This window comes from Nonomuraea sp. MG754425, assembly GCF_021699195.1.
Taxonomy (GTDB): Bacteria; Actinomycetota; Actinomycetes; order Streptosporangiales; family Streptosporangiaceae; genus Nonomuraea.
This window is the reverse complement of sequence record NZ_SSXE01000088.1, coordinates 14,000-37,673: the sequence shown is the minus strand read 5'-3', so window position 1 is coordinate 37,673 and position 23,674 is coordinate 14,000. Positions and strand designations below refer to the sequence as shown.

Here is a 23,674-nt window from a genome sequence, read left to right as displayed (position 1 = left end):
GGGCGGCGATCGTGTCGTTGACCGGCCAGAGCGTCCCGATCACCTGCTGGAACCCGGCGAGCTGGAAGGCCGTGGTGATGTGCATCGCCTCGTCCGGCAGGCGGTCGCCGCCGGCGGTGGTGCTGCACGCGGACAGGAACGCCAGCCGGGCCCCGGCGATGCGCAGCCGGGAGAGCGCGGCCACGGTGAGCGGTCGTTCGGCGTGGTCGTGCAGGAGCAGCCGGCTGCTCGCGGGGTCGGCCAGGTCGCTGACCCCGTGACAGGCGAGGTGGGCGACCGGGTGCAGGGGGAGGCCGTCGCGTACCGCCGCGTAGGTCGCCTCCGGGCCGGTGAGCACCGCCGAGCCGGGCAACGCGGCGGCCACGTGCCCGGCCTCCTGCCCGGCCTTGGGCAGGCGGGTCGCGCCCGGCGTCTCGGGCATGGCGACGATCAGGGCGGTGACCGGCCCGCCGTCCCGGGCCGCCGCGCCGGCGTGGTCGCGCGCGTAGCCGAGCGCCCGGATGGTCGGGGTGTAGGAGGAGACGACGTGGTCGAGGGCCGATTCGCGGCTGCCGGGACGGCCGGCGGCGTGGAGGGGCAGCGCGGTCAGCTCGGCCACCGGGCACCACCACACGCGGCCCGCGCCCACCGGCTCCGGGCCGGTCAGCACCGGTGCGACGACGGCGTCCCAGAGCCAGGCCAGGACGTCGGCGATCGCCTGCTGGGCGGGCCGCCACCGCCTCCGGTCGCCCCTGGAATCGGCGATGGCCGCGTGCAGGCGGCCGGCCTGGGAGACGATGTCGTCCCTGCTGAGGGCGGGAAGCGAAACCAGGCGGACGGGACGGTCGCCGTCGCTGGTGAGGACGAGCGCGTCACACCGGTGCCGGCTGCTGTTCAGCACCACGACGGGGCCGGGCCCGGCCTGGCGGCGCAGCTCGTCGATGGGAGGCGGCAGCAGGAAGCGGGCGAAGCCGGGCTCCGCCCTGATCCGCGCGAGCAGGTCGTCCCAGTCCTGGCCGAGTCGTTCCTGCCGCCGGGCGAGGTCGAGGGTGTAGGGACGGCCGGCGTCGAGCTCGGCGCGCAGCCGTTCGAACCGTCCGGCCAGCTCCGGCGCGTGGTCGTGCAGGCGGAGCAGGTCGCCGCGCTCGCTCATGAGCTCCCCGAACAGGATGCCGCGCGCCTGCTCGAGCAGTTCCACCGCGTGGTGGGGGCGGCCGGCCGCGATGGCCGCGGCGGCGGCGTCGGCGGCCAGGCCGGACATGTCGCCCAGGCCGTGCTCGCGGTCGGCGCGGTCCCGGTGGCGTGGCGCGAGCCGGGGCAGCAGCGCGATCGCCCGCTCGTACGCGGCCAGCGCCTCCAGCGGCCGGTCGGCCGCCATCCACAGGTCCGCCAGCTCCCGGCGCGCCGCCAGCAGGGTGGACGTGGTGGCGGTGACGGCGTCGGCGGCCTGGCCCGCCAGCCCGATCGCCTCCTCCAGGAGGGGTGACCAGGTGGCGCCGGGCGTCTCGGCGTCGTGTCGCCGCTTCAGGGTCGCGGCGAGCGCGGACAGGTACCTGGCGCGGTAGGGATGGTCGCGGGGGACGACCGCGACGGCCCGCCGTCCCGCCTCGACCGCGCCGGCCAGGTCGGTGGCCTCGCCGGTCAGCTCGTACCGGGTGCGCAGCGTGACGCACCGGGCGGTGAGGTACATGGCCAGGTCGGCGTGGTCGGGCGGCGCGGCGGCCACGGCCAGGGCGAACGTGTCGACGGCCGCGTCCAGGGCCGCCGGGTCGCCGGTGCGCGCGTGCAGGAGCCGGAGGATCTCCCCGCGGATCGACAACCGTCCGGGGAGGTCGGCGTGGCCGGGTTCCGTGGCGTCGATGGCCGCGCGGCCGGCGTCGGCGGCTTCGGTCAGGGCGGCGAGGTCCTCGGTACGCACGTGACGGTGGCGCAGCGCGTCGGCGAGTTTGCCCAGCCGCCCCGCGTAGGCGGGATGCTCCTCGGGGGTCTCGGCGACGGCGGTCCGGCACGCCTCGACGGCCTCGTTCACCGTGCCCAGCTCGCGTGTGTGCTCGAACCTGAACAGCAGCGCCCTGGCCAGGTTGGACAGGTACATGGCGCGGTGGGGACGTCCGGGCGCGGTCGCGCCGGCCGCCTCCCTGGTGACGTCGATCGCCCGGTCGAGCACGGCGAGGTCGCCCTGGCTCAGATACCTGGACTGCAGGTTGGCGCCGAGGTTCGACAGCACCGCCGTGCGGTGGGCGGAGTCGGCCGGCACCAGAGCGAGGGCCTCGGTGTTCGCCTCGATGGCCGCGTCCAGGACGGCGGTGTTCCCGCCGCGCTCGTACTCCGCCTGGAGGGTGATGCCGAGACCGGCCAGGGCGATGAAGCGGTTGGGGTGCCCGGCGGGGCAGACGGCGACGGCGCGCCGGCCCGCGTCGATCGCCCTGTCCAGGGTGGCCGGGTCCCCGCCGTGCAGGTAGTGGGAGTACAGGTTGCCCGCGAGGTTCGTGAGCGGTTCGGCGTGCTGGGGACGGTCGGGCGGGGTGCCGGTGAGGGCCCCGGTGAGCACGTCGATGGCCTGTTCCAGGGCGGCGACGTCCCCCAGGTCGTGGTAGGCCGCCGACAGCGCGGCGGCGAGGTTGGCCGCGGGCTCCTCGTGGCCGGCGGCGCCCGGAGGGATCGCGTCGTATCCGGCGCGGAGCAGGCCGATCGCCTCTGTCAGGATGCCCGGCTCCCGGTCGAGCCAGTAGCGGGAGAGCAGCAGGTTCCCCAGCACGCCCCGGTGCCCGGGGAGCAGCGGCGAGCCGGGCGGGAGGAGGCCGACGGCCCGGCGGCACCCGTCCACCGCCTCGTCCAGCGGCTCGGGCCGGCCGGTGAGCTGGTGGCGGACGTGCAGGAGCCGGCCGAGGTCCGCCTGGATCCCGGGCCGGCCGGGCGGCTCGTCTCGGGCCTGGCGATGCACCGCGATCGCCTCGTCCAGCGTCTCGGTGCCGCCATCGAGGTCGTACGACGAGCGCAGGCACGCGGCCAGCACCTCCAGCGCGTCGCCGCGACGGGCGTGACCCGGGCCGATGAGGTCCAGCGCCTTCCTGGCCGCCTCGACGGCCGCCGCGAGCGCCCGCGGGTCGCCGGTCGCGGTGTGCTGGTCGAGAAAGGCCGCTCCGAGGTGGTAGAAGCACTTCGCGAGGCGGGAGCGGTAGGCCGGCCCGGCGTCCAGCTCGCGCAGGCGGCCGATCTCGGCCAGCCGCTCGGGGGCCATGAGCGGTGCGGGATCGTTGCTCGCGTAGGCGTGCTCCAGCCACGACTCGACCGAGGTGACCAGACGCTCCAAGTCCATCCCACGATCCTGGTCCGGCGGAGCCGCCCGTGGCAATGGCGAGCCGAGTCCCCGTCCCGGACGCGGCGGTCAGCGGGCGTCGTCCGGGAGGGAGCCGTGCGGGATGACCATCGGCGTGGCCGTGCGCGGGTCGGGCATGATGTCGCAGGCCAGGCCGAACACCTCGGCGACCAGGTCGGTCGTCAGCACCTGCGTGGGCGGTCCCTGGGTGACCACCCGGCCGTCCTTCATCACGATCAGGTGCGAGGCGAAGCGGGCGGCCTGGTTGAGGTCGTGCAGCACGGTCACGATCGTCCTGCCCTCGTGGTGCAGTTCGCGGCAGAGTTCGAGCAGGTCGTACTGGTGGGCGATGTCGAGGAAGGTCGTGGGCTCGTCCAGCAGCAGCAGGTCCGTCTGCTGGGCGAGCACCATCGCGATCCAGGCCCGCTGGCGCTGGCCGCCGGACAGCCTGGCCGCCTGCGCCTCGGCCAGGTCGCTCAGTCCGGTGCGGTCCAGGGCGAAGCCGATCGCGGCGTCGTCGTCCGGTGACCACTGCCGCAGCAGCGTGTGGTGCGGGTAGCGGCCGCGGCGCACCAGGCCGCGCACGGTGATGCCGTCCGGGGCGACCGGGTTCTGCGGCAGCAGGGCGACGTGCCGGGCGGCCTGCCTGCCCCGGTAGGACCACAGGTCGCGGCCGTGCAGCAGGATCTGGCCGTGGTCCGGCTTCATGATCCGGGCCAGCGCCTTGACCAGGGTGGACTTGCCGCACCCGTTCGGGCCGATGATCATGGTCAGTTCGCCCTGCGGGATGTCCAGGCTCACGTCGCGCACGACCGGGTCGCCGCCGTAGGAGACGGTGACGTTCCGCGCCCCGAGGCCGCTCGACGTCTCGCCCGTCGCGGTCGTGCTCATAGCGTGCCCTTCTTCCATTCGCGGATCAGCAGGTAACCGAGGTACAGGCCGCCGAGGGCCAGCGTGTAGATGCCCACCGGCAGGCTGCCGGGCAGCGGGAGCTGCTGTGCCGCCAGGTCGGCCAGCACCAGCAGCAGCGCCCCGGTCAGGGCGGAGAGCATCAGGTGCGGGCCGGTGCCGCGGGTCAGGCGGCGGGCGATCTGCGGCGCGGTCAGCGCGATGAACGCGATCGGGCCGGCGACGGCGACGGCCGCCGCCGACAGGACGACCGACAGGGCCACGGCCGCCGTCCTGGTGCGACCCGGTTCGGCCCCGAGCATGGCGGCCGTCTCGTCGCCCAGTTCGGCCAGGCCCAGCCGGCCCGCGATGGCCGCCGCGAAGGGGGTCACCACCAGCAGGACGATCCAGATGGTCGCCGCGTGCTCCCAGGAGCGGGCGGACAGGCTGCCGTTGACGTACGCCGTCAGCACGGTCGCCTTGTCGCGCTCGACGGCGTACACGACGTACTGGATGAAGGCCACCGCGATCGCCGAGACGCCGATGCCCGCGACGATGAGGCGGCCGGCGTTGCGGAAGCCGGTGCCGGTGGAGACGTACACCAGGGTGACGGCGAGCACCGCGCCCGCCAGCGCGCCGAGCGGCACCGGCACCGCGCCGGGCAGCAGCAGCGCGACGGCCGCCGCGCCCGCGCCCGCCCCGGCGGCCAGGCCGATCACGTCGGGGCTGCCCAGCGGGTTGCGGGTGACGGTCTGGAACAACGCGCCCGACAGGCCGAGCGCCGCCCCGGTGCCGGCGCCGACGACCAGGCGCGGGCCCCGCAGCCGTTCCAGCACGAACGCCGTCTTGCCCTCCGCCCCGCCGGTGAGCGCGCCCGCGAGGTCGGCGAGCGGGATGCCGAGGCGGCCGAGGGAGAGCGTGGCGACGCAGGCGGCGAGCACGAGGACGACCAGGACGAGGCCGGTGACGGCGGAGACGCGCGAGACGGGCACCGCCACCGCCCGCCCGAGCACGAGGAACCCCTTGGGCCTGCTCATGTGCCGTCCTTCATGTTCCGTACGGCCAGCAGCAGCGCGGGCGCGCCGATGAACGCCGTCACCACCCCGACCATCAGCTCGTGCGGACGCAGCACCAGCCGCCCGGCCACGTCGGCGAGCAGCAGCAGCGCGGGCCCCAGGATGGCCGAGCAGACGATCTGGGCCCGGACGTCCGCGCCGACGACGGCCTTGACGATGTGCGGCACGGCCAGCCCGACGAAGGCGATGGGCCCGACGGCCGCGGTCGCCGCCGCGCTGAGCAGCGTGGCCGAGACGAGCCCGAGCGCGCGCGTCACGCCGGGCCGCGCGCCGAGCGCGGCGGCCGACTCGTCGCCGAGCGCGAGCGTGTTGAGCGCGGGCGCCAGCAGCACCGCCATGACCAGCCCCAGCCCGGACGCCGGCAGCACGGACAGCAGCACCTCGAAGTCGCGCCCGCCGAGCGCGCCGACCACCCAGTAGCGGTAGCTTTCGAAGACCTTCGGCATGCCCAGGGTCACCGCCTGCACGTACGCCGCCAGCACCGCGGACACGACCGCGCCCGCCAGGACGAGCCGGACCACGCCCGCGCCGGCCCCGGCCGAACCGATGACGTGCACGAGGACGCCGGCCAGCAGCGCGCCCGGCAGGGCCCACCACACCGTGCTCCACTGGCCCGACACGCCCAGGAAGGCCGTGGCGCTGACGACGCCGGCCGAGGCCCCGGCGGTGATGCCGAGCAGGCCGGGGTCGGCCAGCGGGTTGCGGGTGATGCCCTGCATGAGGGTGCCCGCGACGGCCAGGGCGAGGCCGGCCAGCAGGCCGAGCGCGGTGCGCGGGTAGCGGCTCTCGACGACCGCGGTGGTGTTGGCGTCCGCGGTGCCGCGCAGCACGTCCACGGCGTCGCCGAGGGTGGTCGGCAGGCTGCCGAAGGCGATGCTGGCCAGCGTCGCCAGCGCGAGCACGGCCAGGCCGGCGATCAGGAACCACACGAGCCGGGAGGGGCGGGCGCGCGCGGCGCCCGCCCCTGCCGGGCCGGTCGGTACGGTGACGGTCACGGGGTCAGCGGTCGAGCTTGCCGACCGCCTCGTCGATCAGCGGCAGGTAGCGGTCGATCACCCACGGCACGGTCAGCGGGTTGATGATCGAGGACGCGGTGACGAACGGCTGGTCGTCGCTCGCCACCACCGAGCCGCGCTTGATCGCGGGGATGGCCGCGTACAGCTTCTGGGCCTCGACCTCCTTGCGGGTCTTGGCGTCGCTGTAGAAGGTGAAGATCAGGTCGCTCTCTGCCAGTTTCTGGGCGTTCTCCAGGCCGATGACGGCCGAGTCGGTGCCCTTGGTCTCCTCGAAGGTGTTGACCACCGGGTCGACGGTCAGGCCGAGCGAGGTGACCATCTCGACCCGCTGCTCCTCGGACATGAAGACGCCGAGGGTGCCGGGGCCGGAGGTGTAGATGTAGGAGAAGCTCACGTCCTTGTACTGCGGCCGGGTGGTGGCCGCGTCGGCGAGTCGCCGCCTGATGTCCGCGATCAGCTCCGCGGCCTTGCCGGGCCGGCCCAGCGCCTTGGCGATGATCTCGATCTGCTGGTCCCAGTTCGTGCTCCACGCCAGGTCCGGGTAGGCGACGGTGGGCGCGATGTCGGAGAGGATCTTGAACTGGTCCTGGGTGATGCCGGACCAGGGGGCCAGGATCACGTCGGGGGAGAGTTCGACGATGGCCTCGATGTCGATGTTCTCGCCGCCGGCGAACTGCTTGGGCAGGGTGCCGCCGGCCTTCGTGACCGCCTCGTGGATCCACGGCAGGTAGCCGGTCTTGTCGCTGCCCCACTCGTAGCTCTCGATGCCGACAGGGGTGTGGCCGAGCGCGATCGCGGTCTCCGCGGAGCCCTGCCCCAGCGTGACGATCCGCTCGGGCTGCTCGGTGATCGTCGCCTGGCCGAGGGCGCTGTCGATCGTCACCGGGAACGCGCCGCTCGCCGTGGGCGCCGCCGGCGCGGCGGAGTCGGCGGGCTTGGGGTCGGACGTGCCGCAGCCGGTGAGGACCAGCACGACGGTCGCGGCGACGGCGGAGAGGGCGCGCACGCGGGGGAACCTGAACGGCATTGATGTTTCCTTGTACGTTGTCACCGTCGTGGTGGGCGGCGGGCGCCCGTCTGCCACCAGGGCACGGGCGTCGCACAGGCCACAACCTGGACTTGAATCACTTAGGTAAGGCTAACCTACAGCATTACCGGACGAATCCCATCCGATGGTGACAAATCGTCGCGCGGACCGGGCCACGCGATGTCGTCCACGGCGAGGAACGGCTCGACCGTCACGGTCGCGGGCGTCGCCCCGGTGAACGCCATGACGTCGCGGTGCAGGTGGGACTGGTCGGCGTAACCGGCGTCGGCCGCCACCCCGGCCGCCCCCTCACCCGCGACCAGGCGGTGCACGGCATGGTCGAAGCGCACCAGCTTCACCGCGCGCTTGGGCGGCAGGCCGAGCTGCGACCGGAACCGGGACCACAGCCGCTTGCGACTCCACCCCACCTCGGCCGCGAGCCCGTCGACCCGGGCCAGGCCCCGGCTGCCGACGATCCGGCGCCAGGCCCACGCCACCTCCGGGTCCACCGGCGGCCCCGCCTCGTGCCGGCGGGCCAGCAGCGCGTCCGTCACCGCGAAGCGCTCCTGCCACGACGAGGCCCCGCCCAGCCGCTCGCGGATCCGGGCCGCCTCCCGGCCCCACAGGTCGTCCAGGGACACGGCCACGCCGCCGAGGTCGGCGGGGGACGCGCCCAGCACCGCGCGGGCGATCACCGGCGACAGGCGCACCTGCACGCACTCGACGTTCTCGCCCCGCACCCGGACCGCGCCGCCGGACCCGAACCCGGGCGGGGCGGCCATGCTCCCCCGCTGCTCCTGCCCGGCGACGCCGTCGATGACCGGCGAACCGGCGCCGAACTCCACGAGCAGTGTCACGGCCGGGTGCGGGACCATCTGGAGCGCGTCGAGGGCACGGACACCGAACCCGGCCATGGTGACGCCGGCCACCCGGCTGGGCCGCCGGGGGGTCGCGACCTCCCACACCGCCGCACCGTGCACGAACGTCCGCACGACACCATGGTAGGCGCGGGAACATTCGTCCAATCCGGGGGCCTATGCCGGCGGGGACAGTGGGCTCATGACTGTTTCCGACGAAGGCCCGTACCCGCCGGCCCCGCCCCCCGACGGCGGCGAGCTCCACGTGTGCCAGGACGGCCCGCGCGACGCCCCCGCACTCCTGCTCATCCACGGGTCGGCGTCCTCGGCCCGATCGTGGGAGCCGATGGTTCCCCTGCTGACCGGAGCCCACCGGGTCATCCGGATCGACCTGCTCGGGCACGGCCGGTCGGCCAAACCCGCCGACGGCGACTACGCGCTCCCGCAGCAGGCGCGCCGGATCGGCGCGGCACTGGACCGGCTCGGCGTCGAGCACGCCGTGGTCGCCGGGCACTCCAGCGGCGGCGCGGTCGCCACCGCCCTCGCCGAAGAGCGTCCCGGCCTGGTGAGCGCGCTCGCGCTCGTCAACACCGGCCCCAGCCTGGACGCCTTCATCCCCGCGGAGTCCGCCCCGATCGGCCCCGCCCAGTGGCCGCCGACCGACGAGCAGCTCCGCCGGTTCGCGAGCACCGGCTTCAGCCGCGCGGGCTACCGGATCCCGCATGACCTGCTGGACGAGGTGCGCGCCATGACCTACCACTCGTTCACCTCGACGATGCTGGCCACCCGCGCCTACCTGGAGCAGCGCACGCTCCCGGACCGGCTGAAGGTCCTCGGCAAGCCGCTGCTGGTGATCTTCGGCGCGGACGACCGCAGATGGCGCTCCTCGTCGGCCGCCGGCTACCGGACGGTTCCCGGCGCGACGGTCGAACTGCTGCCCGGTCTCGGGCACTCGCCCCTGCTGGAGGACCCACCGCGGACCGCCGCTCCCCTGCTGGCCTTCACCGCGCTCCATTCCGTACGGGCGAGCTGAGGGAAAGGAGGGGACATGCGCGTCCTCATCTCCGGGGCCGGCGTCGCCGGTCCGGTCCTGGCCTACTGGCTCGCCAGGCACGGCTTCTCCGTCACCGTCGTCGAGCGCGCCCCGGCGCCGCGCAGGACCGGCGGCCACGCGGTCGACCTCTTCCGGCCCGCGGTGGACATCTCGGAGAAGATGGGCCTGCTCCCGCGCATCGAGGAGCGGGCCACCGGCGCGAACCGGATGACCGTCGTCCGGGAGGGCGCGCGGCGTCCCGTCTCGGTGGACCTCTCCAGGATCTTCGGTGTCGCCTCCGAGCGGCACGTCGAGATCATGCGCGACGACCTGATCGAGATCTACTACGACGCCACGCGCGACGACGTCGAGTACGTCTTCGGCGACTCGATCACCGCGATCGCCCCGGACGGCGAGGTGCGGTTCGAGAACGCCGCGCCGCGCCGCTTCGACCTCGTCGTCGGCGCGGACGGGCTGCACTCCGACGTGCGCCGCCTCGTCTTCGGCGAGGAGTCCCGCTTCGGGACCTTCATCGGGGCCTACCTGGGCGTGCTGGCCCTGCCCGGCTTCGCCGCCCCCGACGGCGAGATCCGCATCCACGTCGGCGTCGGCCGCACCGCCGGCATGTACGGCTCGCCGCGCCTGGGCGGCGCGCGGGCGTTGTTCCTGTTCCGCAGCGAGCGCGAGCCCGGCGACCACCGCGACGTGTCCGGGCAGAAGGACCTGCTGCGCGGCGTGTTCGCGGGCCTGCACGCCGACGTGGACCGCTGGCTGGACGAGCTCGACCGCACCCCGGCGTTCTACTTCGACTCGATCACCCAGCTCCGCATGGACACCTGGTCGCGGGGCCGGGTGACGCTCGTCGGCGACGCCGGCTACAGCCCGGGACCGGCCGTCGGCGGCAGCACCACCCTGGCCGTCGTCGGCGCGTACGTGCTGGCCGGGGAGCTGGCGCGGGCGGACGGCGACCACGAGCGCGCCTTCCCCGCCTACGAGCGCGCGATGGCCGAACCCGTGCGCGGCAGCCGCGAGGCCGCGCTGAGCGCGGCGAAGACGGTGGTCCCCACGTCCCGTCTCGGCACGCTGGGGCTGGCCCGGGGCGCCCGGCTGATCTCCGCCCTGCCCGCGGGGCCCCGCCGCGCCCTCCTGCGCCTCACCACGGGGACCGCCCGGGTCTACGACTCCATGACCGTCGAGGACTACCCGCCGCGCTGACCGCCGCGCCGGGGCGTCCTACGCGGGAGCGGCCCCCTCCTGGTCACGCCGGGTGAGCACCAGGGGGGCGTCCTCGGTGACGGCGACCGTGTGCTCGGAGTGGGCCGTGCGCGAGCCGTCCGCCGACCGGATGGTCCAGCCGTCGGGGTCGTAGACGATCCGGTCGGTCGTCCGGGCGAACCAGGGTTCGATCGCGAGGGTCAGGCCCGGCCGGAGCGTGAGGCCGCGCCCCGCCCGGCCCTGGTTCGAGACGTGGGGCCCCTCGTGCATGGTGCGGCCGATGCCGTGGCCGCCGAACTCGGTGTTGACCGGGTAGCCGTAGGCGTGCGCGACCGCCCCGATGGCCGCCGAGATGTCGCCCACGCGGTTGCCCGGACGGGCCGTCTCGATCGCCGCCTCCAGCGCCTCCTCGGTGGCGCGGATGATCCGCAGGTCCTCCTCGGCGGCGGTCCCGACGATGACCGTGCGCGCCGAGTCGGCCACCCAGCCGTCGATGCCGACCGCGAGGTCCGCGCTGAGCACGTCGCCGTCACGCAGCGTGTAGTCGTGGGGCAGGCCGTGCAGGACGGCGTCGTTGACCGACAGGCAGATGACGTTGCGGAACGGGCCGCGCCCGAAGGACGGCGAGTAGTCCCAGTAGCACGACTCCGCCCCACGCCGTTCGATCATGCCGCGCACGTGGTGCTCCAGGTCCAGCAGGTTGACGCCCACGTCGGCGAGCCGTCCGACCTCGGAGAGCACCTCGGCCACGAAACGCCCGGCCACGTGCATGCGCTGGATCTCCGCGGGCGTCTTCAGTTCGATCACGAATACCTCGCGTCACAGGATGTTGGTATTTTTATACCGGCACCCTAGCACTGGCCGGTATAGAAATACCAACACGTGGCGGCTGCCGCCGGGTCGGCGGTCAGGATCGGCCGGCCAGGCGGCGGGCCTTGAGCGCCAGGTGCAGGTGGGTGCGGACGAGGCCGTCCCGCAGGTCGGCGCCGAGGACGCCGGCGATGCGGCCCAGCCGGTAGTACACCGTGGTGCGGTGCACGTGCAGCCGCACCGCCGTGCCCGGCGCGTCGCAGGCCAGGTCGAGGTACGTCTCCAGAGTGCCCAGCAGGACGTCCGCGTCGGCGGCCCGCTCCAGCGGCGCGAGCACGGCGTCGGAGCGCGGGGCCGGCATCCGCAGCAACATCCGGTACGGCCCCGCGCCCGACCAGGGCAGGACCCGCGGCAGGGCCGGGTCCAGGGCAGCCACCTCGGCCGCCGCCCTGGCCTGCGTGTGGGAGCGGCGAACCGCCTCCGCCTCGAACCGGACCGGATCACCCACGCCGATCGCGAACGGGCCGCGGGCGCTCGCGCGCAACGCCCGGTCCAGCCGTTCGGGCCGGGCGGCCGGATGCCTGGACAGCGCCACCGCGTGGGTGGCGGTGACGAAGCTGCCGACGCACGCCGGATCGGCTCGCAGGGCGCGCGGCAGGTCCGTGCCGAGACGGGCGTACTCGGCCGGGGTGAGGGCGCGGACCCGCGCCCCGCCCCGGCCGACCGGCACGGCGACGCTCACGACGACCTCGCCGTCCAGCAGCGACGGGTCCAGGGCGGCCAGGTCGTCGCGCGCGTTCGCGCCGGAGTGGTCGGAGACCAGGAGGCGGCGGGTCAGGTGGTCGCGGCTCAGGTGGTCGCGGTCCCCGGAGGCCGGGGCGAGGTGGTGGGCCAGTTCGGCGGCGGCGCGGGTGGCCGCCTCCGGCGTGGCGGCCGGGTCGTCCCCGGGGATCCACAGGTAGCCCAGGGAGCGGCCGCCGTACCTGATGGGGACGCACAACCGGGCCTGGATGCCCAGCTCGGCGTTGGCCGGCAGCCGTACGGGCGCGGTGGCGCGGGCGATGCCGTGCCGGTTCTGCCAGCGCCGCAGCTCCGGGGGAACCCGGCGGGCCAGGATCGAGGCGACCCGGGCCGGGTCGGCGTCGCCCTGGGTGCTGTAGCCGATCAGCCGGCCGTCGGGCGAGTCGACCAGCAGCGCGTGGCCGAGCCGATCGGCCAGTTCCTCCAGCACGTCCTGGAACGTCGGGTCCAGCATGGGCGGCTCCTCGTGCGACACCTGTAGCGGCGCGGCGTGCGTGATCTCGTCACTGGTCGGATGTGCCCGCCGGGGGCCGCTGCCTATCGTCGGGTCCACCGACCCCGCCTCGACCTGGGAGCCGACATGGTGCTGCGGGCCCGCCCCTGGACCACCACCGCCACCGAACGCCTCACCCGCGCGGTCACCGCCGGCCTGGCCGGGCAGCCGCCCGCCGCCACGCTGGCGGAGATCGACCGGCTGGTGAGCTGGAACGGGCGCATCCACGGCGTCGAGGCGGTCAACCTGAACCCGGCCTCGAACGTGATGAACCCCCGGGCCGAGTTGCTGCTGTCGGCCGGACTGGGCCCGCGCGCCTCACTCGGCCACCCGGGCGAGAAGTACGAGACCGGCCTGGAGGCGATCGAGCGCATCGAGATCATCGCCGCCGAGCTGGCCGCCCAGGTCTTCGACGCGAGCTTCGCCGAGGTCCGCGTCGGCTCGGGCGCGCTGGCCAACCTGTACGCCTTCATGGCCGTCTGCCGCCCCGGCGACACCGTCATCGCGCCGCCGCCGGAGATCGGCGGCCACGTCACCCACCACGCCGAGGGAGCCGCCGGCCTGTACGGGCTCACCACCGTCCCCGCCCCGGTCTCCCCCGATGGCTACACGGTGGACCTGGACGGGCTGCGCGAGCTGGCCGGACGGCTGCGTCCCGCGCTGATCAGCGTCGGCGGCAGCCTCAACCTCTTCCCGCACCCGATCGCCGCCGTCCGGGAGATCGCCGACGCCGTCGGGGCGCGGGTGCTGTGCGACGCGGCCCACATGTGCGGCCTGATCGCCGGCCGGGTCTGGCCGAACCCGCTGCGCGAGGGCGCGCACCTGGTCACGATGAGCACGTACAAGAGTCTCGGCGGGCCCGCGGGCGGGCTGATCGTCACCGACGACCAGGAGCTGGCCGGACACCTCGACGCCATCGCCTACCCGGGGCTGACCGCGAACTCCGACGCCGGGCGCGTCGCCGCCCTGGCCGTCACGCTGCTCGACTGGCAGGCCGAGGGCCCCGCCCACGCGGCGGCGATGGCGGCGAACGCGGCCAGGCTGGCGGCCGAGTTGCGGGCGCTGGACGTGCCGGTGTTCGCCGGCGGGACGCGCTCGCACCAGTTCGCGGTGCCCGCCCACCGGTACGGCGGCGGCGGTCGTGCCGCCCGCCGTCTGCGGGCCGCGAACCTGCTCGCCTCCGGGATCGGCCTGCCGGCCGAGCCGGTGCGCGGCGACGTGAACGGCCTGCGGCTCGGCACCCCCGAGATCACCCGGATCGGCGCGGACCCGGACGACATGCCCGCGCTCGCCTCCTTCCTCGCCCACGCCCTGGACCCCGGCCGGGACCCCGCCGCCGTCGCGGCCGACGTCACCGCCTGGCGCGCCCCGTTCACCGGTGTGCGCTTCACCGTCACCCCTCAGGAGGGACCGTGACCCAGCACGAACCGCTCTCCCGCTTCGGCGACCGGCATCTTGACGTGCCCCGCCTCTCCTGCCAGGTCGGGACCCCGCTGGCGGACCAGCCCGGGATCGGGCACAACCGCTGGCACCCGGACATCCCGCCGGCCGTCGCGGTCGATCCGGGCGGCGAGGTCATCCTGGAGTCGGCCGCCTACGACGACTACCAGGTCCACGACGACGGCGGCCTGGAGGAGTTGCGGCGGATCGACCTGACCCGCATGCACCCGCTGACCGGCCCGGTGTACGTCAACGGCGCGCGGCCGGGCGACGTGCTGGTCGCGGAGGTGCTGGGCAGCGAACCGCTGAGCGGGATCGCCTTCTCCAACATCCTGCCCGGCACGCCGGGGCTGCTCGGCGAGATCTTCCCCGACGGCTACCGGTCCACCTGGTACGCCCGCGGCTCGATCGCCGAGTCGCCGCAGGTGCCCGGCGTCCGGATCCCGGCGCAGCCGCATCCGGGCACGATCGGGGTGGCTCCGTCGTACGAGCTGCTGCGGCGCTGGGACGAGCGCGAGCGCCCGCTGTACGCCGACGGCCGCGCCTTCGCCCCCGATCCGCGCAACGCGCTGCTGCGCGGCCTCGGCGAGCACGCCGCGCGGGAGGCCGCCCGCACCCAGCCGCCGCGCGAGAACGGCGGCAACCTGGACATCAACCGGCTCGGCCCCGGCGCCAGGGTCTACTTCCCCGTCTTCGCCGAGGGCGCGCTGCTGTCGCTCGGCGACCACCACCTGTCCGCCGGGGACGGCGAGTGCTGCTTCAACGCCATGGAGATGGACGGCCGGACCTGGCTGCGGCTGCACGTGATCGACGACGGCATGGCCCGCCACCGCATCACCACGCCCGTCGTGCGGCCCGCGCCGCTGGTCGCCCGCTTCGGCGCGGACCGCTACCTCGGCTTCAACGGCTTCTGCTTCGACGAGCGCGAGCAGGGCTACCAGGACGCCACCTTCGCCGCCCGCGAGGCCATGCTCCGGGCCGTGGACTACCTGATGGGGCTGGGCTTCAGCGGCGAGCAGGCGTACGTGATCCTCAGCGTCGCGCCCGTCGAGCTGCACATCAGTTGCATCGTCACGATCCCGAACCCGACGGTCACGCTCTACCTGCCGATCGACATCTTCGACCGCGACATCCTGCCGGGCGCGAAGTGAGCGGGCGGGGTGCGCTCCCCGTGGCGCGATCGCGGCCGGACATGAAAGTTTCAGGCCGCGTTGACACGCGGAAAGCGCTTTCCTACGGTGTGGATCGTCCCCACGAAGACGTCCATTCAGGTGAGCGGTGCGTATCCGGCGCCGGCCGTCAGCGCCGGCAGCCGGACCCTCGGCAGCCCGATACCGCGGCCACAGGACCACGGCAGGCGCGGAGCCGATCACCCCCCCGGTGTTCGAAGGAGAAGGTGAAGCGAGGATGAGACGAGCAGTCACGTCGCGGCTCCGAGCGGCGCTGGCCGCGGCGGCAACCGCGGTCGCCGCGGTCGGCGGGATCGCCATGACCCTGCCGGCGACGCAGGCCGCGGCGGCGGCCGACGGCGCCACCGGCTACGCCGGCGCCAACGGCGGGACCACCGGCGGCGCGGGCGGGCAGACGGTCAGGGCCACCACAGGGACCCAGATCCACGCGGCCCTGTGCGGCCGGGCCAGCAGCAGCACCCCGATCACCATCGAGGTCTCCGGGACCATCAACCACGGCAACACCACCAAGGTGTCGGGCGCGAGCTGCAACACCGCCGCCGATGTGATCGAACTCAAGCAGATCAGCAACGTCACGATCATCGGGGTCGGCGGCGGGGCCGTCTTCGACCAGCTCGGCATCCACATCCGCGAAGCCAGCAACATCATCATCCGCAACGTGACCGTCCGCAACGTCAAGAAGTCGGGCTCCCCCACCTCCAACGGCGGCGACGCCATCGGCATGGAGAGCGGCGTACGCAACGTCTGGGTCGACCACGTCAGCCTGGAGGCGTCCGGCGGGGAGTCGGAGGGCTTCGACGGCCTGTTCGACATGAAGGCCGACACCCAGTACGTGACGCTGTCCTACAGCACGCTGCGCAACTCCGGCCGTGGCGGGCTCATCGGATCCAGCGAGAGCGACCGCTCGAACGGCTACGTCACCTTCCACCACAACCTGTACGAGAACATCGACTCCCGCACGCCCCTGCTGCGCGGCGGCATCGCCCACATCTACAACAACTACTACGTGAACCTGCACGAGTCCGGCATCAACTCCCGGGCCGGCGGGCGCGCCAAGGTGGACAACAACTACTTCGAGGACTCCAAGGACGTCCTCGGCACCTTCTACACGAGCGAAGCGGGCTACTGGCAGGTCGGCGGCAACGTCTTCGACAACGTGACCTGGTCCGCCCCGGGCAGCGAGAACAACCCCGCCGGGCCCAACCCGCAGTCCAACACCACCGTCAGCGTCCCGTACTCCTACGCCCTCGACGGGGCGAGCTGCGTGCCCGCGCTCATCCGCCAGACGGCCGGCGCCAACAAGGGGCTGCAGGTGTCGGACGGCAGTTGCACCCCGCAGACGCCCGGCCCGACACCGACCGTGACGCCCACCGTGACGCCCACCGTGACGCCGACCGTCGGCCCCACGCCCGGCGGCCCCAACCTCAGCATCGGCGCCGGCTCCGACGGCTCCAGCAAGGCCGACGGGACGAGCTACGGCAACGTGCGCGACGGCAGCCTGAGCACCTTCTGGTCGCCGTCCGGCTCGACCGGCGACATCTCGATCAAGTGGGGCTCGGCGACGACGGTCTCCAGTGTCGTCATCCGCGAGGCGGCGGGTTCCGCGGGCGCCATCGGCGCCTGGCAGCTCATCAACGCCGGCACCGGAGCGGTGCTGAAGTCGGGCAGCGGGGCGGGCGCCATCACCTTCACCCCGACCTCGCTGAGCAAGATCACCTTCCGGATCACCGGCGCGGCGAGCACGCCCAAGGTCGCCGAGTTCGAGACCTACGCAGGATAGCCACCGGTGCCACCGCCCGCCCCCGTCTCACCCGAGGCGGGGGCGGACGCGCATGATGCCGCGCTCGCCTCACAACGTTTTCGGCATTGCGGTGAAAGCCTTGACGGACATTCGCTTCCGATTCATAGTGAGCGCGTCACCCTCATAAAACAGAACGCCTTCGGAGGTCATCCACACTTAATTTTGTTAACGCTAACATCAGCATCTGACCCGCGTATGAGCAGTTCATGAAGGCGAGGGCCGGCCATTCAGCAATGGCGCGCGCCCGGAAATTCCAGCGTTCGCGGACGCCGACCGAGAAAGGCAGTGGTCCATCATGATCGTCGGGTTCGGATTAGGGAATGCGAAGAAGGCCGCGCTGGCCACCGGAGCGGCCGTCGCCCTCGCCGCCGGGCTGCTGGCGGGCGTCCCCGCCCCGTCGCAGGCCGCCGCGTCGCAGTCATGCGACCTCTACGCCGCCGGCGGCACCCCGTGCGTGGCGGCCCACAGCACGACCCGCGCCCTGTACGCCACCTACAACGGGTCGCTCTACCAGGTACGCCGCTCCTCGGACAACGCCACCCAGAACATCGGCCTGCTCAGCGCGGGCGGGTACGCCAACGCCGCGGCGCAGGACTCCTTCTGCGCCCGTACGACGTGCGTGATCACCGTCATCTACGACCAGTCGGGACGCGGCAACCACCTGACCCAGGCGCCCCCCGGCGGCTTCAACGGCCCGGCCCCGGGCGGGTACGACAACCTCGCCGTGGCGACGGCGGCGCCCACCATGGTCGGCGGGCACAAGGCGTACGGCGTCTTCGTGGCCCCCGGCACCGGCTACCGCAACAACAACACCAGCGGCGTCGCCAAGGGCGACCAGCCGGAGGGCATGTACGCCGTCTTCGACGGCGCCCACTACAACGCCGGCTGCTGCTTCGACTACGGCAACGCCGAGACCAACAGCCGCGACAACGGCAACGGCACCATGGAGACCATCTACTTCGGCAACATCAAGGCGTGGGGCTACGGCGCCGGCAACGGCCCGTGGGTGATGGCCGACCTGGAGAACGGCCTGTTCTCCGGCGTGAACGCCGGCTACAACGCGGGCGACCCGACCGTGACCCACCGGTACCTGACCGCCATCGTCAAGGGCGAGCCGAACCACTGGTCCATCCGGGCGGGCAACGCGCAGTCGGGCGGCCTGTCCACCTACTACAACGGGGCGCGGCCCAACGTCGCGGGCTACAACCCGATGAAGAAGGAGGGGGCCATCATCCTGGGCATCGGCGGCGACAACAGCAACAGCTCCGCCGGCACCTTCTACGAGGGCGTGATGACCTCCGGCTATCCGACGGACGCCACCGAGAACGCCGTCCAGGCCGGCATCGTGGCCGCCGGCTACACCACGGCCGCCCGTCCCGCCGGGACACCCGCCGCCGGGGCGTCGATCTCGCTGCGCGCGACGACGGCCTGCTGCACCGGCCGCTACGTCCGCCACCAGAACGACCAGGCCGTCACCTCCGTGATCACCTCGGCCAGCTCGTCGCTGGACAAGAACGACGCCACCTGGATCGTGCGCGCCGGCCTGGCCTACAGCGCCTGCGTGTCGTTCGAGTCGAAGAACTATCCGGGCAGCTACCTGCGGCACAGCAACTACCGGCTCTACCGCGCCGCCAACGACGGCAGCGCCCTGTTCGCCGGTGACGCCACCTTCTGCCCGCAGACCGGCCTGAACGGTCAGGGGCTTTCGTGGGCCTCCTTCAACTTCCCGAACCGCCTGCTGCGCCACTACGACAACATCGTCTACATCGGCAGCGAGGGCGGCACGAACACCTTCGACAGCGCCACGTCGTGGGCCGACGACGTGAGCTGGGTGGTCGCCGCCCCCTGGGCGTAGCACCGCCCGGCCCCGTCAAGATCGCCGCCGAGTTTGACACTTCGACCGGCCGGAAGAGGCCGGTAAACGACGCGGCGTCCCTATCGTCGGACGAGACGGGGCCCCGCTCCGAGGCGCCCCGGCTCTCCCAGGAGCGTCCGCATGACCAGCCAACCGCCCTTCGTCCTCGACCCCTCAGGCGCCGATCTCCCCGGCGAGGCCGCGCGGTTGCGCGCCATCGCCCCCGTCGTGCGGGTGGAACTGCCCGGCGGCATCCCCGCGTGGGCGGTCACCCGCCACGACCTGCTCCGACAGCTCCTGCTCGACCCCAAGGTCAGCAAGGACGCCCGCCGGCACTGGCGGTTGTGGCCCGAGGTGGCCGTCCGTCCCGAGTGGGCCTGGATCAACGTCGTGGTCGGCGGGCAGACCATGCTGAACGCCTACGGCTCCGAGCACCGGCGGCTGCGCAAGCTGCTGGCGCCGAGCTTCACCCACCACCGGACCAAGGCGATCCAGCCGATCATCGACCGCATCACCACCGAGCTCATCGACGGCCTGGCCGCGCTGCCCCCCGGCCAGGTCGTCGAGCTGCGCTCCGCGTTCGCGCACCCGCTGCCGCTGGGCGTGATCTGCGAGCTGTTCGGCGTCCCCGAGGACATGCGCCTCGACTTCGCCCGGCTCGTCTCGACGGTGCTGGACACCACGACCGAACCCGCGCTGGCCGCCGCCGCGGTCGTCGAGGTGTACGGCATGATCGGCCACCTCATCGCGCTCAAGACCGAGCACCCGGCCGACGACCTGACCACCCAGCTCATCAACGCCCGCGACGAGGGCGACCGGCTGACGGCGCAGGAGCTGAGCGACACCCTGCTGATGATCATCTCCGGCGGCCAGGAGACCACCGTCAGCCTCATCCTGAACGCCACGCAGGCCCTGCTCGACCACCCCGACCAGCTCCGGCGGGTGCGCGCGGGCGACATCGGCTGGGAGGCGGTGGTCAGGGAGACCCTCCGGTGGAGCCCGTCGGCGGCCAACATCCCGCTGCGGTTCGCGGTCGAGCCCCTCGACCTGGACGGCGTGCGCATCCCAGAGGGTGACGCCATCCTGGCCACCTATCTCGGGGTCGGGCGCGACCTGGTCCAGCACGGCGAGGACGCCGACCGCTTCGACGCCGGTCGCGAGCAGCGCGAGAACCTGGCCTTCGGCATCGGCGCGCACCACTGCGTCGGGGAACCGCTGGCCTGGCAGGAGGCGCTCACCGCGCTGCCCGCGCTCTTCGACCGCTTCCCCGACCTGCGGCCGGCTCCCGGGGCCGGCGGGCCGCGCCAGTTCGCGTCCTTCATGATCCAGGGCTGGAGCGAGCTGCCCGTCCAGCTCACACGCCCGGCCGCGGGCTGAGCCCCGCGGCGGTTGCGGCCGCGCCGTCGGCCGGGACCCGCCGAGAAGCCGGACCACGACCGATCGAGAAGGAGCGCGAGCATGCCGTCCGATCCTGGTTTCCCCTTCCCCCCGGGCCCGCGCGGGACGCCGCCCGCCGAGTTCGACGAGCGGCGCAGGAACGCCCCGCTGGCTCCCGCCCGGCTGCCCAGCGGCGACCACGCCCGGGTGGTGGTGCGCTACGCCGACGTCCGCACGCTGCTGGCCAGCCCGCACCTCACCCGCGAGCTCGGCTACCCCGGCGCCCCGCGGATCGTGGCCGGCAGCGATCCGGAGGCGCTGTCCAACATCGACCCGCCCCGGCACACCCGGATCCGCCGCCTGGTGGGCAAGGCGTTCCTGCCGCGTCAGGTGGAGTCGTGGCGGCCACGGGTGGCGGCCGTCGCCGACGAGCTCGCCGCCGGCATGGGAGGCCCGCCGGCCGACCTGGTCTCGGACTTCGCGGTACGGCTGCCGCTGCGGGTGATCTTCCTGCTGCTCGGGGTGCCCGCCGCCGACCTGACGCGGTTCGCGGCCTGGTCGGACGTGTTCCTGTCGAGCACGGCGTACACGCCGCAGCAGCGGCGGCGGGCCGAGCGCGAGTTCGCCGCGTACTCGCGCGAGCTCATCGCCCAGCGCCGCGCCGAACCCGGTGACGCGCTCATCGACGCCCTGATCGCCGCGCACGACGGCGGTGACGTGCTCGCCGAGGACGAGATGGTGCGCCTGGTGGCCAGCCTGATCGTGGCGGGGCACGAGACGACCGCCAACGTGCTGTCCCGGGGTGTGCTGTCGCTGCTGACCAGCGGCCAGTACCGGACCCTGCGCGAGAGCCCCGGCCTGGTCCCCGGCGCGGTGGAGGAGATCCTGCGCTACGAGATGCCCGCCGACGGCGGGTTGCTGCGGGTCACCACGGCCGACGTGGAGCTGCCCTCGGGGACGATCCGGTCGGGCGAGGCGGTGATGCCGTCGATGGCGGCGGCCAACCGCGACCCGGCGGCCTTCCCCGACCCGGAGCGCTTCGACATCGCCCGGCCGCCGCGTCCGAACATGTCGTTCGGACACGGCGCGCACTACTGCCTGGGCGCCGCCCTGGCCCGCCAGGAGATCGAGGTCAGCCTGGAGACCCTGCTGCGGCGCTTCCCCGAACTGCGGCTCGCGGTGCCGGCCGAGGACATCGCATGGAAGTCGGGGCTGCTGATCCGCGGGCCCGTCCGGCTGCCCGTGGCCTGGTGAGAGGCCGTCCGGCTCACGAGGCCGGACGGGCCGCGAGCCGGGCCAGGTGGCGGGGGCGGAGCAGCGGCGCGGGGCCGGTGAGCATGTTCGTCACCCGCGCCAGGTCGCGGAACATGGCCGGGTCGCCGACCGCGAGGTCCTGGCAGGCGCTCAGGTACCGATGCGTGGCCGCGACCAGGGGGCCGCTGTCGGTCCACGCCCGGTCCGCCAGCGCGGACATGGTCCACGGCCAGCGGGTGATCCGGCCGGCCCGCCGCTGGAACTCCCGCGAGAGCCCGCCGGGGCCGGGGGCCGTGCCGAGCAGTTCGGCCAGCGCCCTGGCCTCCAGGGCGGCCACCGTCATGCCCTGGGCGTACAGGGGGTTGAAGGTGCAGGCGGCGTCGCCGAGCACGATCAGGCCCTCGGGCCAGCGCCGCAGCCGGTGGTAGTGCCGGCGCAGCGCGGCCGAGCGCCCGTAGCGGTGCACGCCCGGTTCGGGACGCAGCGGCGCGACGACGGCGGCGATGTCGCTGCGCAGGGACTTCATGAAGCGTTCGAAGCCGTCGGGGTCGGCGGGCGGGTGGTCGCCCGCCGCGCCCTGCAGGGTGACCAGCAGCCGGTCGTCCTCGACGCGCAGGGCGAAGCAGCCGCGGGCGACGACCGGGGCGTGCGGGATCTCGAACAGCGCCCGCCAGGGCGGGGCGTCGCCGGATTCGAGCAGGTAGCCACGGGTGGCGTAGCCGACGCCGGCGTCCACGGCGCTCTCCGGTGGCGGCGGCACACCGAGGCCGGCCAGCCAGGCGGGCAGCTTGGACGAGCGTCCGGCGGCCTCGGCGACCAGGCTCGCGCGCAACGTCGTGGCCCCGCCGCCGCGCCTGCCGAGGCGCACGCCGGTGACCCGGCGCGCGTCGCCCAGCAGGCCGGTGGCCGTGTGCCCGGCCACGACGCGGACGCCGGGCAGCGCCATGACGCGGCGGCGCAGGACGTCCTCCAGCAGCGGCCGGCTGACCGGCTGGATGACCACCTCGGACGGCGTCGCGGACGGCACCCCGTCCGGCCAGTGGTGTTCGGCCTGGACGCAGAAGTCGATCGCGGGCGCGCCCGCCGCGTGCAGGTCGTCGCCGAGCCCGGGGAAGAGCTCGCCGAGCACGCGCAGCCCCTGGGCGGCGAGCGCGTGCCCGTGGCGGCCCTGCGGAACGCCGGACCGGGGACGGGGCACGTCGGGCAGCAGGTCGCGTTCGACGATGGTGACCTCGGAGAAGGCCCCGCTCAGGGCGCGCGCCGCGGCGAGGCCGGCGATGCCGGCCCCGACGACGACGGCCCGGTCGGGGGCGGTCACGACGGCGGCCGTTCGTACCAGGGCGGCAGGTCGATGGGGTAGCTGACCAGCGAGCCGAGGAAGACCACCAGTTGCAGGGAGAGCATGCAGACGTTGGCGAACCCGACGCCCGCCAGCAGCCGCACCCACGGCTGGAGCCGCCGGGGCAGGTCGAGCGACCCTTCCAGCAGCCAGACCTCGCGACCTGGGCGGGCGTACAGGTCCATGAGCACGACCGGCATGACGGCGCAGAAGGTCATGACGGCCGGGGAGTACAGCGGGAGCTGGTACCACTCGCCCTCGAAGAGGGTGAGGTGCGGCAGCGCGCGGGAGTAGCCGTAACCGCCGAACCGCATGTACGCGTGCTCCAGCACGATGTCGATCGGGAACATCAGCGCGGCGGTGAGCCCGCCGGTGCGGGCCCGGCTCCAGCCGGGACGCCTGGCCCGCAGCCACCGGGAGATGCCCAGGCCCATCCAGATCCAGATGACCACCCACGGGTAGCCCAGGTTCTCCAGCAGGCTCTGCGCCTGCGGCACGGGTCCCTGCCAGCCCGGCAGGTAGGGGCCCCAGGTCGGGTAGGCGATCCCGTTCAGGTTGTTGCTCGCGGTCTGGTAGAGCGTGCCCGAGTACGGGTCGCTCCAGAAGGACAGGAAGTAGCCGGCGACGAGGGCGGCCGACAGGGTCACCCGCCCCGCCCTCCGGCTCTCGCGCACGCAGTGGACGATCATCAACACACTCACCGTGATCGCCATGACCTGGAGCACCTGCGTGCTCAGCCGCAGGTAGCCGGGCATGGGGCCGTCGAAGTCGTACGTGCGCAGGTTGCCGCCGGCGGCCCAGCGCACGGCCACCCAGGTCTGGAACAGCACGCACACCGCGCCGAAGGCCGCCCACAGCACCGGCGGGCGCGCCGCGCCCGGCCGGTACGTGGTCATGGCGGCGG

18 protein-coding genes are annotated in these 23,674 nt (G+C 73.8%); 8 read left to right on the top strand and 10 right to left on the bottom strand.

Going from position 1 to position 23,674, the window contains the following annotated elements; translation table 11 throughout:
* The 6 genes from FAF44_RS28145 to FAF44_RS28120 all read right to left on the bottom strand — a co-directional run.
* On the bottom strand, nt 1–3,298 hold a 3,298-nt coding region (locus tag FAF44_RS28145), incomplete at its 3' end, for a CHAT domain-containing protein (RefSeq protein ID WP_237106301.1).
* A gap of 69 nt (nt 3,299–3,367) precedes the next feature.
* Nucleotides 3,368–4,189, bottom strand: coding sequence for an ABC transporter ATP-binding protein (locus FAF44_RS28140; protein WP_237106300.1), 822 nt, complete (start codon nt 4,187–4,189; stop codon nt 3,368–3,370).
* Nucleotides 4,186–5,223: an iron chelate uptake ABC transporter family permease subunit gene (locus FAF44_RS28135; protein WP_237106299.1), complete on the bottom strand. Its 1,038-nt coding sequence runs from the start codon at nt 5,221–5,223 to the stop codon at nt 4,186–4,188. Before FAF44_RS28135 ends, FAF44_RS28140 begins: the two co-directional genes overlap by 4 nt.
* Nucleotides 5,220–6,257, bottom strand: coding sequence for an iron ABC transporter permease (locus FAF44_RS28130; RefSeq protein WP_237106298.1), 1,038 nt, complete (start codon nt 6,255–6,257; stop codon nt 5,220–5,222). The genes FAF44_RS28135 and FAF44_RS28130 overlap by 4 nt, the downstream gene beginning before the upstream one ends.
* A 4-nt stretch (nt 6,258–6,261) precedes the next feature.
* A complete protein-coding gene (locus tag FAF44_RS28125) occupies nt 6,262–7,305 on the bottom strand; it encodes an iron-siderophore ABC transporter substrate-binding protein (protein ID WP_237106297.1) in 1,044 nt (347 codons plus the stop codon).
* A 116-nt stretch (nt 7,306–7,421) separates the two neighbouring features.
* On the bottom strand, nt 7,422–8,297 hold the full coding sequence (locus FAF44_RS28120) for a helix-turn-helix domain-containing protein (protein WP_237106296.1): 876 nt from the start codon (nt 8,295–8,297) through the stop codon (nt 7,422–7,424).
* Nucleotides 8,298–8,364: 67 nt separating this feature from the next.
* Here FAF44_RS28120 and FAF44_RS28115 point away from each other — a divergent pair, with 67 nt between their 5' ends.
* Both FAF44_RS28115 and FAF44_RS28110 read left to right on the top strand, forming a co-directional pair.
* On the top strand, nt 8,365–9,195 hold the full coding sequence (locus FAF44_RS28115) for an alpha/beta fold hydrolase (RefSeq protein WP_237106295.1): 831 nt from the start codon (nt 8,365–8,367) through the stop codon (nt 9,193–9,195).
* 15 nt (nt 9,196–9,210) lie between these two features.
* Nucleotides 9,211–10,410: an FAD-dependent oxidoreductase gene (locus FAF44_RS28110; RefSeq protein ID WP_237106294.1), complete on the top strand. Its 1,200-nt coding sequence runs from the start codon at nt 9,211–9,213 to the stop codon at nt 10,408–10,410.
* Between the two features lie 18 nt (nt 10,411–10,428).
* On the opposite strand, the gene map is transcribed toward FAF44_RS28110, so the two are convergent.
* Nucleotides 10,429–11,217, bottom strand: coding sequence for a type I methionyl aminopeptidase (map, locus tag FAF44_RS28105; RefSeq protein ID WP_237106293.1), 789 nt, complete (start codon nt 11,215–11,217; stop codon nt 10,429–10,431).
* 100 nt (nt 11,218–11,317) lie between these two features.
* Complete coding sequence (locus FAF44_RS28100) at nt 11,318–12,475, bottom strand: helix-turn-helix domain-containing protein (RefSeq protein ID WP_237106292.1); 1,158 nt, start codon at nt 12,473–12,475, stop codon at nt 11,318–11,320.
* Nucleotides 12,476–12,601: 126 nt separating this feature from the next.
* On the opposite strand from FAF44_RS28100, the gene glyA reads away from it, so the two are divergent.
* From glyA to FAF44_RS28070, 6 genes are all read left to right on the top strand, one after another.
* Nucleotides 12,602–13,930, top strand: coding sequence for a serine hydroxymethyltransferase (gene glyA / locus FAF44_RS28095; RefSeq protein ID WP_237106291.1), 1,329 nt, complete (start codon nt 12,602–12,604; stop codon nt 13,928–13,930).
* Nucleotides 13,927–15,105, top strand: a complete 1,179-nt coding sequence (locus FAF44_RS28090) for an acetamidase/formamidase family protein (RefSeq protein WP_237106290.1) — start codon at nt 13,927–13,929, stop codon at nt 15,103–15,105. The genes glyA and FAF44_RS28090 overlap by 4 nt, the downstream gene beginning before the upstream one ends.
* 256 nt (nt 15,106–15,361) lie before the next feature.
* A complete protein-coding gene (locus FAF44_RS28085; protein ID WP_237106289.1) occupies nt 15,362–16,924 on the top strand; it encodes a polysaccharide lyase family 1 protein in 1,563 nt (520 codons plus the stop codon).
* Between the two features lie 316 nt (nt 16,925–17,240).
* A complete protein-coding gene (locus tag FAF44_RS28080; RefSeq protein ID WP_237106288.1) occupies nt 17,241–18,800 on the top strand; it encodes an alpha-L-arabinofuranosidase B in 1,560 nt (519 codons plus the stop codon).
* Nucleotides 18,801–18,941: 141 nt separating this feature from the next.
* Nucleotides 18,942–20,177 carry a cytochrome P450 gene (locus tag FAF44_RS28075; protein WP_237106287.1) on the top strand — a complete coding sequence of 412 codons (1,236 nt, stop codon included), beginning with the start codon at nt 18,942–18,944 and terminating at the stop codon, nt 20,175–20,177.
* Nucleotides 20,178–20,258: 81 nt separating this feature from the next.
* On the top strand, nt 20,259–21,431 hold the full coding sequence (locus tag FAF44_RS28070) for a cytochrome P450 (RefSeq protein WP_237106286.1): 1,173 nt from the start codon (nt 20,259–20,261) through the stop codon (nt 21,429–21,431).
* A 13-nt stretch (nt 21,432–21,444) separates the two neighbouring features.
* On the opposite strand, the gene FAF44_RS28065 is transcribed toward FAF44_RS28070, so the two are convergent.
* A complete protein-coding gene (locus tag FAF44_RS28065) occupies nt 21,445–22,749 on the bottom strand; it encodes an FAD-dependent monooxygenase (protein WP_237106285.1) in 1,305 nt (434 codons plus the stop codon).
* Nucleotides 22,746–23,666 carry a spirocyclase AveC family protein gene (locus FAF44_RS28060; RefSeq protein ID WP_237106284.1) on the bottom strand — a complete coding sequence of 307 codons (921 nt, stop codon included), beginning with the start codon at nt 23,664–23,666 and terminating at the stop codon, nt 22,746–22,748. The genes FAF44_RS28065 and FAF44_RS28060 overlap by 4 nt, the downstream gene beginning before the upstream one ends.
* Nucleotides 23,667–23,674 lie beyond the last annotated feature (8 nt).